We start from the raw sequence: 11,718 nt of genomic DNA, 5'->3' as shown, positions 1-11,718 counted from the left end.
CGTCCCCCCGTCGGGTCAATTCACCCGTCACTGTCGAGGAAGGACGCCAGCGCTGGGTTCGACGCCGGTCACGCCCACCACCTCGCGCCACACGTCGAACCCGTGCTGAAAGGCCACGACGCCGGCCTCCGGCAGCGCGATCTCGATGGCCTCGAGGATCTCCTGCGGGCTGACGCCGATGCGCAGCGCGGTCCGGATGTGGCTGGCGATGTGATGCCGCTCGGCCTTGAGGACGGTGAGGCTGAGGACGAACAGCAGCTCCTTGGTTCTGTGGTCCAGCGTGCGCTGCGAGAGGTACGCCGCGGACACCAGGTCGTCTGCTGCCTTGAGCACCGGCAGATCGACCTCCGCCATCGCCTTGTGGTAGGGCAGCACGTACCCGCGGCGTCGCACCATGTCGTCCACGTACGCCTGTTTGTCGTCATCGGCCACGACCGGTCGTTCCTGCTGCACCTCAGCCCACCCCCAGCAGGTCGCGCACCCGGGCGGCATCGTGCCTCAGGTCGTCCGGCCGTCCGTTGAACGTCACCCGGCCCTTGCTCATCACGGCGACCTGGTCCGCGACCCGGAGGGCGAGTGCGAGGTTCTGCTCGACGAGCATCACCGTCACGCCCTCTGCTGCGAGCGACTGGATGACGTCACCGACGAGGTTGACGATCGACGGGGCGAGACCGTCGGACGGCTCGTCCATGATGAGCAGGCGTGGGTTCGTGACCAGCGCGCGGCCGATGCTCAGCATCTCCTGCTCGCCACCGGAGAGCTGCCCGGCCCAGTTGCGGCGGCGTTCCTCCAGTCGCGGGAACAGTCGGTAGATCTCCTGCGGGGTCCACCGCCCGTCGCGGGCGTGCGCGGCGGCGATGCGCAGGTTCTCGTCGACGGTGAGCGGTGCGAACACGCGGCGACCCTGCGGCACCAGTGCCAGACCGCTGCGGGCAACGGCGTGCGTGGGCAGACCGAGTAGCTGCTTGCCGTCGAAGCTGATCGACCCGGTGCCTCGAAGCATCCCCATGAGGGTGTGCACGAGCGTGCTCTTGCCGACGCCGTTGCGCCCGAGCAGCACCAGCACGCCCCCCTCGTCGACGGTCAGGTCGACGCCGTCGAGGACCCGGGTTCCGGGGTACCCGCCGGCGACATCCTCCAAGACCAGCAGGCTCATCGCAGCGTCCCTCCCTGCGTCAGATCTGAAGATTCGGGGGTGGCACCGAGGTAGGTCTGCTGTACCAGCTCCGAGGCGCGGACCTCATCCGGTGTACCGCTCTCGATCACCGCGCCAAGGTGCATCACGGTGACGCGGTCGGCGACGGAGAACACCACGTCGAGGTCGTGTTCGATGATCAGCACCGTGATCTCGCGGGGAAGTCCGGAGATCAGCTGCACGAACCGCTCCGTCTCCGCCGCGGACATGCCGGCGGTGGGTTCGTCGAGCATCAGCACCCTGGGGTTCACGCCGAGGGCGAGGGCCACCTCCAGCTGACGGCGCTCGCCGTGCGACAGCGAGCCGGCGAGGACGCCGGCGCGGTCGGCCAGGCCCACCTGCTCGAGCGACCGACGGGCGGCCTCGACCGCCAGCCGGGTGCTGCGGCCGAAGGGGCGGCTTGCGCGACCATGGGTGCGCTGGGTGCTGAGCAGCACGTTGTCCAGGAGCGTCATGGCCGTGAAGACGCTCGAGTGCTGGAAGGTCTTCACCAGCCCACGACGGGCACGCTGGTGGTCGCGAAGCCGTGTCACGTCCTCGCCGAAGAGCGAGACCGCGCCGGCCGTCGGGCGCAGGGTGCCGGCGACGAGCGCGAACAGCGTCGACTTGCCGGCGCCGTTCGGCCCGATCACCGCAAGCCGCTGCCCATCGGCTACCTCCAACGTGACGTCGTCGACGGCGACCACGGAGCCGTAGCTCTTGGTCAGTGCCGACACGGCGAGGGCGGGTGACGTGCCGTCGCTCATGCGTTCACCGTCCTGGGTGACTCGTCGGCGCCCGTGTCAACCGGCGCCGGGTGGTCCTCGTCGTCGGGCACGATCGCGCCGGGCCGTCCGCGGCGGCCCTTGCCGATCCCGGCCAAACCGCGTGGAAGGAGATAGACAGCGATCAGGAACAGGATGCCGAGCACCAACGGACCGTGGCCGCCGAGGTCCTGGCTCACCACGTTCGTCATCAGGGCGACGGCCGCGGCACCCAGACAGGCGCCCCACATGGACTGGAGGCCGCCGATGACCACCGCGAGCAGGAGCAGGCCGGCGACGTGGAAGGAGAGGGCGTCCGGGGCGACGAACCGCGGCAGCTGGGCCACGGCGATCCAACCGGAGGCACCGGCGACAGCACCGGAGAGCACCCAGGCCCCGTACTTGTACCAGGACGTCGGATACCCGAGGCTACGCATCCGGGGCTCGTTGTCGCGGATACCGCGCAGAGCGGCGCCGAACGGTGACCGGGCGACGGCGAGCACGAGACCGCCGAAGACCAAGAACACCGCGAGGGCCAGCCAGTAGACGTAGCCGCTCAGCACCACGGGTCCGGAACCGAACAGCGTAAAGGGTTGACCGGCGGACAAACCGTCGCTGCCGTGGGTGACACCGCGCCACTGCAGCGCGAGCACGTGCAGCAGCTCACCGATCGCCAGCGACAGCATCAGGAAGTAGGTCTTTGAGGCGCGTACCGCGATCCACCCGGACAGCGCGGCCACACCCGCGCCGGCGGCCACCGCCGCTACCAACTGCAGGAGCGCGTCGCTGGTCACGTTGCGCGAGAGCAGCGCCACCGCGTAGCTGGCAACACCGGCGTACGCCGCGTGGGCAAGGGTCAGTAGTCCGGCGTGCCCGGCGACGAGGCTGATGGACATCGCCAGCAGCGCATAGGACAGCACACTGGTCAGCACGACCACGGCGTAGACGCTGGCCCCGATCATCGGTAGCAGTGCCAGGGCGACCAGGACCACCGCGACGGTGGCCGGCAGCAGCCGGGCCCGCAGCGCGGCGGTCATCGGGACACCGCCGTCGCGGATGGGATCAGGCCCTGGGGCCGGAAGGTCAGCACCAGCACCATCGCCGCGAACATGGTGAACGACGCCAACTGCGGCGCGAGCATGACGCCGACGTTCTGGACCAGACCGATGATCAGGGCGCCCAGCAAGGTTCCGAGCACCGAGCCGAGCCCACCGATGACGATCACGACGAGCGCCAGCAACAGGATCTCGTCCCCCAGTCCGGCGGTGGCGCCCTTCACCGGGCCTGCCAGCACTCCGCCGAGGACGGCGAGGACGGTGGCAGCAGCGAAGGTCACCACCATCACCTTGCGGACGTCGATGCCGACCGCCTCGACCATCTGGCGGTCGGCGACGGTAGCCCGGACCACGGCGCCGGCCGGAGTCCGCTCGAGGAGGTACCAGACGCCCGCGGCGATCAGGGCGCCCACGACGATGAGCGCGAGACGGTAGACCGGGTAGGAGTTGCCGAGCACCGACGTCGAGTGCGCCAGCCCTGCCGGCGCGGCCACGGAATGGTCGTCCTTGCCGAACATCAGCAGCAGCAGCTCGCTGATGACCAGCGCGAGGCCCAGGGTCAGCAACGCCTGGTCCATGTGGCCGCGGGCGACCAGAGGCGCGGTCATGAGCATGAGCGCTACGCCCATGACCGCGCCGAGTACGACGGCCGCCACCACGGCCAGCAAGAAGCTTCCCCAGGTGGCCGTCGCCTCACCGGCGATGCGGTATCCCAGGTAGGCACCGGTCAGGAAGAACGCCCCGTGTGCCAGGTTCAACACATCCAGCAGTCCGAAGATGATCGTCAGTCCAGCGGCCATCATGAACAGCAGCAGCCCCATGGCGACGCCGTTCAGCAGCACGCCGGCGTTGTCGACGAACCAGTCCATCAGCTGTCTCCCGCCCTTTCGATCCTCTCAGGAGCGGCCGAGGTCCTTGACCATCACGTTGCGCAGCCCCTCGGCGGTCTTGTCCACCTTCACCAGGTAGAAGGGCTGCTTGATCGTGTTGGTGTCGTCGAACTCCAGCTTGCCGCGCACACCGTTCACGCCGCCCAGCTCGTTGATGGCCTTTCGCAGGTTGTCGTGCGTGACCGCGCCGTCGATCGACTTGATCGCCTGGTCGAGCAGGATGCCGATGTCGTACATGTTGGCCGCGTAGACGGTGGGCAGCCGGTTGAACTTCGCCTGGTACGCCGCGACGAACTGCTTGTTCTCGGGGTTGTCGACGTCCCAGTTGTAGCGGCTGGCGTTCATCACGCCCAGGGCTGCGTCGCCCTCGGCGTCCAGGGCGGTGCCCTCGGTCAGGAACCCGGCGCTGTAGAGCTTCACGGACTTGTCGAGGCCGAACTGGTGGAACTGCTTGGTGAACTCGATGGCCTCGCCGCCGGCGTAGAAGCAGAAGACGTTCTTCGCACCGGACGCGCGGATCTTGGCCAGGTAGGGCGAGTAGTCCGACGTCTTGCCGAACGGCGTGTACAGCTCCCCGGCGATCCGGTCCTTCGGGAAGGTCTCCTTGAAACCATCGAGTGTCTCGTGGCCACCGGAGTAGTCCGCGCCGATCAGGAACACGTTCCCCGCGGAGTTGTCGGCGGCGAGTTCCTTGCCGAGCAGGCGGCCGGGGTCACCGTTGTCGTACGACGCGCGCCAGATCCAGTCGGACTTGAGCTTCTTGCCGAGGGCGACCGAACCGGTGTTGCCCATCAGGACCGGCACCTTTGCGGCATCGAAGATGTCGCGGCTGGCACTCGCGGTCGGGCCGGAGACGATCCCGGCCACGAGATCCACGCCGTCCTGCTGCGCGAGCCTGGTGGCGCCGGCGACGCCGCTCTGCGGCTCCGAACCTTCGTCGACGACATCCAGGTCGACCGTCCGACCGCCGAGCTTGTTGTCGTGCTGCTCGAGGTAGAGGTCAAAACCGTTCTTCATGTCCTTGCCGACCGAGGCGTAGACACCGGAGAGCGAGACGAGCACGCCGACCTTCACCTTGCCGCTGTCGGACCGCTGAGAGCTGTTGCCGAGCGAGCTTCCGCCGCACGCGGTCGCGACGCTGGTCAGCAGCAGGGCCCCTACCACTCCCAGTGCCGTATTGCGCCATCTCCTCATGAGTTGCCTCCAGGGCGTCTATGGAATGGGAGCGCCGGCAGGGACGGCAGAGGCGCCCGTCGGCTTTGAGGGACGACGCTAGGCAGCTTCGAACGCGAGTGGTTTACCCAAACGGGTGGATTCCGCTTGACGCAGCGCGGTGCAACTGATCGGTTACTCCAGGTCGCCGGTCCTGAAGCCTGGTTGGTGCGGAAATTCGGGCATGCTGGCGCGAGGAAATGCGTCATCCCGCCACGGTCGTGCGTTTACGGACAAAGCTCCACGTCGACGCCGGGCTGGTGCCGCACGTCATCGACCAGCAGCGCGCCGGTGTTGGCTGTTCTGGCTGGACTCAGGGAGCGGCAACAGCGTTGATAGCAGCTCGCCGACAGGGTGGACCACCGACCCGGTAGGACGCTGAAATGGGCTCCTGGTCGCCCGCAGGCTCGCTGTCACGCGTCCGACCAGCAAGCGCATGACGCAACGCTGTTACCCAGTTACCACCCGCTCCGGGTGAGCCCTACTCGCCAGTAACCCTTCCGCTTTTGGCAGCTCACAAGCATGATAGGCGGCCAAAGCCGTTGTCGACGGGTTCGCCCACCCTGGGTAGGGGGGGCACGGTCGAAGGGTGGGTGCACCAATGGGTGACATGTCATCGCCGGCTGCCGCGCGGCATCAGTTTGCCGCGGCGCTGCAGTCCGCCCTGACGCTCGACGAGGTCAGCAACACTTTCGTGACGGCCGTGCGCACCGTGTTGCCCGCGCACTCGGTCGGGATGTACCGACTCCACCACGAGTCCAGTGAAGTGCTCGACGTCCGCTCCGATGCCCAGGGCGCCTTCCTCGAGCACTACGAGGATTACGGGCGTACCGACGACCCCGTCCTCAACTTCGTGCTCCGCCAACGGCGGCCGATCGATTCCAGCCGTGCGGTGCCAGAGCAGGTCTGGGAGGCAAGCGGCGCCCGGTCAGCGCTCGGCAGCGCTGGTCTGGACCACTCCCTGGAGGCACCTCTGGTCGCTTCCGGGATGTTCCTTGGGACGATGAACTTCGCCCGCCCCGGCAACCAGCCGGCCTTCAGTGACGAGGATCTGGTCTCAGCGCGCATCATCAGCGAGCAGCTCGGCCTTGCCACCGAACGAGCGCTCCGCTTCGAGATGACCGGTCACCGCGCGAGCATCATGGAGAGCACTCTCGACCGACTTCCGCAGGCAGTCATCGTGACCGACCTCGAGGCCCAGGTGCTCTTCCGCAACCGTGCCGCCCGCAACGACCCGGATCTGCTGCGTCCCAGCATTCCCGGGCCCCATCGCGGCCCATCAGTCGAACAGAGCATCGCCGAGGCGATGGAGGAGTTCCGGGTCAACGGCAAGCGCGTGCACATTCAGAGCATCCGCGAGCCGAGAACCCAGAGCCAAAGGATCGTCAAGAGCTACCGGCTCGGTGACACCCAGGGCGCGGCAGTCACCTTGATCTTCGACTGCGGCGGCCCACAGGACGCCCGCACCCTGCCGAGCTGGGAGGTGCTGTCCAAGCGCGAGCAGGAGATCGCCCAGCTGGTCAGCGAGGGGCTCACCACCAAGCAGATCGCCGACCGCGCCTTCATCAGCGAAAACACCGTCAAGCAGCACCTCAAGCGGGTGTTCGCCAAGACGGACGTGCGCAATCGCGCGGAGCTGGTCCAGATGATCTGGGCGTCGGGCGGCCGCGATTCGGGGCGCCCCTCTGCCAGCTGACGGCCAGCTGGCACCACATCAGTGCAAGCCCGGGTCCGGGATCGCGGCGACGTCCAGAAGGACCTCAACCAGGACGGGGCCGCAACCCCGGCGCACCACCTCGGCAAACCGCTTGAAGTCCCCCCACTCCGCGACCCGCACCGCCGTACCACCCAGCGAAGTCGCCACCTCCGTGAAATCCGGCCAATCGAACATCGTCAACGCAGGGTCCAGCGACTGCCCAACGAAGCGGTAGTACTCCGCCCCGTACGCACCGTCGTTGAGCAGGACGACCACGACGTCGAGGTGATTGCGCACGGCGGTGTTGAACTCGGCGAGTCCACCCAGCATGAAGCCACCGTCGCCCGCGACCACAAGTGCCGGCACACCCGGCCGGCCGAGCGAGGCGCCGATGCCGTAGCCGACGCTCATCCCGATGTGGCCGACGTTGAGGCAGTGTGCGTAGTTCCACGGGTGGTCGACGTCCAGGATCCGCAGCGCCTCGTGCGAAAACCGGCCGCCATCGATGGCCAGCGTGCGCTCTCGCGGCACGATTTCATTGACCCGGTGCAGCACGCCGGTGAGCGTGAGCGGACCATCGCTGTCGGCCGCCGCCTTGTCCTCCTCGTGCCAGGCCGCAATGCGGCGCGCGAGGTCGTCGCGCCGGAAGCCGGCGGGTGGCACCTCCGCCTCGTCGAGGAGGGCGCTCAGGCCGGCCGCGGTCCTCGCCGCGTCGCCGACGATCCCCACATCGACCGGGAAGTAACGGCCGAGGGCTGCCGGGTTGGTGTCGACCTGGACGATTCGCTTGCCCGCGAGCAACTCCCCTTTCAGCGTGGTCAGGGCATTCAGCCCCGCGCCGAAGACGACGAGACAGTCGGCCCGGCCGATCACGTCCGAGGCAACCGGGTGGGACAGGGTCCCGACGATGCCGATGTCGAAGGGGTCGCCTGCGAAAAGCCCCTTGCCGCGCAGAGTGGTGCCCAACGGCGCACCGATCCGCTCGGCGAACTGGCGGAGCATCCCGGCCGTGCCCGGAGAGCCGGCACCGCGGCCGCCGATGACGAGGGGTCGGTTGGCGCCGGCGATCAGAGCGGCAGCGTCTTCGAGGTCCTCGGCTGACGGCGTAAGCACCCCATTGACCAGTTGCTGGATCCTGCCGGCTGCAATCGTGGTGTCGGCCTGCTGAAAGTCCGCGGGCACCTCGAGCACGACAGGACGCCGCTCCGCGACGGCCTGCCCTAGCGCGGCAGCCAGATCGGCGGCCGCCGTGTCGACCGAGCGGACCTGACAGTACGCCGCGCCGGTCGGGACGACGACGTCGCGCTGCGGGATGTTCTGCAGATGGAAGGCCTCGTGCCTGGCCGTGTCGCCGGCTATGACCAGCAGCGGATGGTGGCCGCGGGCCGCGTCGAAGAGGGCGCTCACGCAGTTCGCGATCGCGCCGTGGGTGACGGTTGCGACACCGACGCGTCCGGACACGGCGGCGTACCCGGCAGCCATCAGCACCGCCCCGCCCTCGTTGGCTGCCGCAACGAACCGGCCGCCCTCCTTGCAGTGGAAGGAGTCGACGACGTACATGTTGGCGTCGCCCATGACGCCGAACATCACCTCGACGCCGTGCAACCTGAGGGCATGGGCGAGGACGTCGTTGAACTTCACCTGGGCACCACCTGTCGCCCGGACAGCACCAGCGCCTGTTCGTCGCTCTGGTCCGGGGATCCGCGACGCGCCCGTCTTTGCGCGACGCTAGTTGCGGTCACATGACCGGGGGACACCCGAACGGGTCAAATCCCCGGCCCCGGCACAATGCCGGTCGACCGGAGATCTGGACGGGTAAGCCGGGACCGGCGGGCTTCGGCTGCGGTCTTCGGCTCGCTGAGTCTGCGCAGGCAGTAGACCCGTCGGAGCCGGGGTCGGGATTTGCAGACGACGATGGTGTCCGGGGCTCAGCCGCGGTTGCGGTTACCGCTGGAGGCGTCCAGGGGCAAGGTGCCGATGTAGCTGGAGAACTGGCCTGCCGGCGGGAACGGCGGATATCACAGACGTAGCCGAGGATCTTCGGGGACAGCACGACGGCGATGCCCGTGGACCTCGTCAAGGTGCTGCCGGTCGCGGCGACGGCGACGCGTTGGGCGGCCTCGCTGGCTCTGAGCTTCGGCTCGATGCAGCGCGAGCTGCTTGAGCGCCAGCCGTGGGCAAGCCCCCACCAGCTGGCCGAGGCGATCCTCGGCTGAACCAAGGCCTGGTACAACCCACGCCGCCGCCACTCAAGCCTTGGCAACCTGTCCCCGATCGGCTAGAACGACCCTACAGCCGGCCGCAGCCGCGGCCTGATCTTCGAAGAAGAGCAGTCCCGAGAATGCGGGGAGGCTCAGAAATTTTGTGGTGCGCGTATGGATACGGAACTTGATGAAGTGCGACCGCAGTGGCTGACATGGCCAGCTGGCGTGATCGCCACGCTTGCATGGGCCCTTGGTCGCATGACGAATATTTTATTTTTCGACCTAGTCGTCGTTGCGGCTCTCTCATGGTTGGTTGGCTGCCTTTTGACCAACTATGCAGTTCGCTTTCTCGTAAAAAATGGACAACTTCCTTGCGAAACCACCGAAGACCAGCCCGAAGCTGACCAGCCTCCGTGACTTCGAGAAATTTGTGTCCACGATGCATGTTGAGTTGATCTTGTCGTAGCGTGGGCGAGGCGACCGGGGCGCCTGCCGGGCGATGTATGGGCCGGAGGTCTGCGGTGGGACACCGTCCGGCCCAGGGACTGGGCCAGTGGGGTAGGACACCGGCCGCGTGACACCATTCCAGCCACACCTGCGAACTCAGCCGGCGGCGGGCACGGAACCACTGAGCGCCTCACGGTTGAGGGTCCGCCGCGCGAGCAGCTGGGCCAGCAGCCACCAGGTGGCGAGCGCCAGGAAGAAGCTCAGGGCGGGTCTGTGCCCGGTCAGCGGTCAGCTAACAGCGTTGTCAACAGCAACGGCAGGAGCAGAACGGTCACGAGCAGGATCACCCGCACCCGACCCGAGCGCCGTTCGACGGCCCGCTTCACCCGTACGCCCAGCCGCACCGGGCTGGATCCCCCTGTGCGGATGACGGAGGACTCGGTCGTGACGGACGGATCAACTGCCATCGAGGTCCTTTCGTGATCGTTTGACGCTCTCCTCCGGGCGATCGAATGCGACCGGGACGGGGTGGCCCGTCAGCTGGGCAGGGCGGCCCTGAGCTTAGCCAGAGAACGCTTCAGCAGCCCGGACACGTGCATCTGTGACAGTCCGACCTCGGTGGCGATCTGCGTCTGGGTCATGTGGCGGTAGAACCACATGGTGAGAATCCGGCGCTCACGCAGGGGAAGGTCGGCGAGCAACGGCAGGAGGGTCAGGTGGTCGTCCACGCGCGCGTAGCCGGGATCGGCGGCGCCGATGAGTTCGATGGTCTCGACGTGATCGGCTCCGAGGTGGGGCTCGTTGAGGGATGGCAGGCGGTAGGCCTGCGATGCGGTGAGGGCGACCACCACGTCTTCGATGCTCACGTCGAGGTGGTCGGCGAGCTCCGCGGCGGTCGGGTGGTGGCCCTGCCGCTGCGTGAGGTCCCCCGTGACGGCTCCCACCATGCTGTTCAGCTCCTGTGCGCGGCGCGGGACCCGCATCGCCCATGCCGTGTCGCGGAAGTGCCTGCGGAGGGCACCGAGAATCGTGGGGACCGCGTAACAGGAAAACGGCACGCCCCGGTGGACGTCGAATCCGTCGACGGCCTTGACCAGGGCAAGGGCAGCGACCTGGGTCAGATCGTCATAGGGCTCCCCACGTCCGACGTATCGGCGGGCCAGCCGGCTGGCCATGGGGAGGCTGCCCTCGATGATCCGATCCCGGAGCCTCGTGCGACCAGGATCATCGCAGGCCAGGGCAGCGTGTCGACGCAACAGCTGGTCGTTCGTCACGGGCACTTCATCCGCCGGCGGATATCGGGGAACGGTCGTCGCCGTCGGGGTGGGGATGTCCATTGTTCAACGCCCCTTACGGCTGGTGGCGGTCAAATTGACGGCCACCGGGGTCCCGGGCGACAACATCACCGTACGCCTCATCGTGCCAATCGGCACCGCCGGAAGTCGGCCGGCGGGACAGGCCCGGCGGTGGCGGTCGGGCGGCATCGACCTGACCGGGCAGTCAGGCGGACAAGTTGGCTGCCGTTCCTGGCGCGAACTGCTCGGAACCGTCGACGATCGCCTGGGACAGTTCGGACAGCCGCCGGTTGCGGCTGCGGGCGCCGTCGCGCAGCAGCGCGAAGGCTTCGCCCACGTCCACCTGGAGGCGTTCGGCCAGGACCCCCTTGGCCTGCTCGATCAGGACTCGGCTGTTCAGTGCGGTCTGCAGCTGTTCGGCGAGGATGTCACGCCGGTGGATGGCGCGCTGTTGCAGCAGTCCGATGGTTGCCACGTCGGCGAGCGCCTGGCCGATGCGGAGCTTGCCCTCGTCGAGGGCCCCCGGCCGGACATCGAAGAGGTTCAGCGCGCCAATGACCTCGGAGCGCAGGCGCATGGGCAGGGCGTGCACCGCAGCGAAGCCGACCTCGGCCGCGGCGGCGGTGAACCTTGGCCAGCGATTGGCGGTTGGCAGGTCGGCGACCGACACCGCTTGACCGGTACGGAAGCAGTCCAGGCAGGGACCCTGGTCGGTCTGGAGCTGGAACAGCTCCAGCAGTCGGGTGCGTTCGGAGGAGGCGGCGACGACCTGCAGCGTGTCCCGCTGGTCCGTCAGGAGCAGCCCGGCCGCCGACACACCCAGCAGTTCGACACACCTCTCGGTCAGCACGTGCAGGAACTCGATCACGTCGAAATCGTCGACGAGAGTGTCGGCCATTTCCACGAACACGTCCGCCAGCTGGCTCTCGCCCATGTCACTCACCCTCGTCGTACCATAGTCCCGCCGGCTCTCCGGCGGTA

The 11,718-nt window shown here is 67.9% G+C and carries 13 protein-coding genes; 3 read left to right on the top strand and 10 right to left on the bottom strand.

All coding sequences use genetic code 11. From position 1 onward, the window contains the following. Nucleotides 1–27 precede the first annotated feature (27 nt). Genes KBX37_RS17535 through KBX37_RS17510 form a run of 6 tightly spaced genes read right to left on the bottom strand, consistent with a single transcriptional unit; the run spans nucleotide 28 to nucleotide 5,047 of the window. On the bottom strand, nucleotides 28–432 hold the full coding sequence (locus KBX37_RS17535; protein WP_210777022.1) for a carboxymuconolactone decarboxylase family protein: 405 nt from the start codon (nucleotides 430–432) through the stop codon (nucleotides 28–30). 22 nt (nucleotides 433–454) lie between these two features. Continuing rightward, nucleotides 455–1,156 carry an ABC transporter ATP-binding protein gene (locus KBX37_RS17530; RefSeq protein ID WP_210777021.1) on the bottom strand — a complete coding sequence of 234 codons (702 nt, stop codon included), beginning with the start codon at nucleotides 1,154–1,156 and terminating at the stop codon, nucleotides 455–457. Then, nucleotides 1,153–1,941: an ABC transporter ATP-binding protein gene (locus KBX37_RS17525; RefSeq protein ID WP_210777020.1), complete on the bottom strand. Its 789-nt coding sequence runs from the start codon at nucleotides 1,939–1,941 to the stop codon at nucleotides 1,153–1,155. The genes KBX37_RS17530 and KBX37_RS17525 overlap by 4 nt, the downstream gene beginning before the upstream one ends. Continuing rightward, nucleotides 1,938–2,975 carry a branched-chain amino acid ABC transporter permease gene (locus tag KBX37_RS17520; RefSeq protein WP_210777019.1) on the bottom strand — a complete coding sequence of 346 codons (1,038 nt, stop codon included), beginning with the start codon at nucleotides 2,973–2,975 and terminating at the stop codon, nucleotides 1,938–1,940. Before KBX37_RS17520 ends, KBX37_RS17525 begins: the two co-directional genes overlap by 4 nt. Continuing rightward, nucleotides 2,972–3,862, bottom strand: a complete 891-nt coding sequence (locus KBX37_RS17515; protein WP_210777018.1) for a branched-chain amino acid ABC transporter permease — start codon at nucleotides 3,860–3,862, stop codon at nucleotides 2,972–2,974. Before KBX37_RS17515 ends, KBX37_RS17520 begins: the two co-directional genes overlap by 4 nt. Before the next feature lie 27 nt (nucleotides 3,863–3,889). After that, nucleotides 3,890–5,047, bottom strand: a complete 1,158-nt coding sequence (locus tag KBX37_RS17510) for an ABC transporter substrate-binding protein (protein WP_210777017.1) — start codon at nucleotides 5,045–5,047, stop codon at nucleotides 3,890–3,892. Nucleotides 5,048–5,696: 649 nt separating this feature from the next. Between KBX37_RS17510 and KBX37_RS17505 the strand changes: the two genes are divergently transcribed. Further along, a complete protein-coding gene (locus KBX37_RS17505) occupies nucleotides 5,697–6,791 on the top strand; it encodes a LuxR C-terminal-related transcriptional regulator (RefSeq protein ID WP_210777016.1) in 1,095 nt (364 codons plus the stop codon). Nucleotides 6,792–6,809: 18 nt separating this feature from the next. On the opposite strand, the gene KBX37_RS35645 is transcribed toward KBX37_RS17505, so the two are convergent. Then, nucleotides 6,810–8,432 carry a thiamine pyrophosphate-binding protein gene (locus tag KBX37_RS35645; RefSeq protein WP_210777015.1) on the bottom strand — a complete coding sequence of 541 codons (1,623 nt, stop codon included), beginning with the start codon at nucleotides 8,430–8,432 and terminating at the stop codon, nucleotides 6,810–6,812. Nucleotides 8,433–8,857: 425 nt separating this feature from the next. Between KBX37_RS35645 and KBX37_RS17495 the strand changes: the two genes are divergently transcribed. Together KBX37_RS17495 and KBX37_RS17490 are read left to right on the top strand one after the other, a co-directional pair. Then, nucleotides 8,858–9,007, top strand: a complete 150-nt coding sequence (locus KBX37_RS17495) for a hypothetical protein (RefSeq protein WP_210777014.1) — start codon at nucleotides 8,858–8,860, stop codon at nucleotides 9,005–9,007. 159 nt (nucleotides 9,008–9,166) lie between these two features. Continuing rightward, nucleotides 9,167–9,412 (top strand): hypothetical protein, encoded by a 246-nt coding sequence (locus tag KBX37_RS17490; protein ID WP_210777013.1) that lies wholly within the window; start codon nucleotides 9,167–9,169, stop codon nucleotides 9,410–9,412. 311 nt (nucleotides 9,413–9,723) lie between these two features. Here KBX37_RS17490 and KBX37_RS17485 read toward each other — a convergent pair whose 3' ends face one another. From KBX37_RS17485 to KBX37_RS17475, 3 genes are all read right to left on the bottom strand, one after another. Next, complete coding sequence (locus KBX37_RS17485) at nucleotides 9,724–9,909, bottom strand: hypothetical protein (RefSeq protein WP_210777012.1); 186 nt, start codon at nucleotides 9,907–9,909, stop codon at nucleotides 9,724–9,726. A 69-nt stretch (nucleotides 9,910–9,978) separates the two neighbouring features. Next, complete coding sequence (locus KBX37_RS17480) at nucleotides 9,979–10,779, bottom strand: SigB/SigF/SigG family RNA polymerase sigma factor (protein WP_210777011.1); 801 nt, start codon at nucleotides 10,777–10,779, stop codon at nucleotides 9,979–9,981. Between the two features lie 163 nt (nucleotides 10,780–10,942). Beyond that, complete coding sequence (locus KBX37_RS17475) at nucleotides 10,943–11,671, bottom strand: GAF and ANTAR domain-containing protein (protein ID WP_210777010.1); 729 nt, start codon at nucleotides 11,669–11,671, stop codon at nucleotides 10,943–10,945. Nucleotides 11,672–11,718 lie beyond the last annotated feature (47 nt).

It is taken from the genome of Micromonospora sp. U56 (genome assembly GCF_018070095.1).
In the GTDB taxonomy this organism is placed as follows: domain Bacteria; phylum Actinomycetota; class Actinomycetes; order Mycobacteriales; family Micromonosporaceae; genus Micromonospora; species Micromonospora purpureochromogenes.
This window is presented reverse-complemented; position numbering and strand designations above follow the sequence as displayed.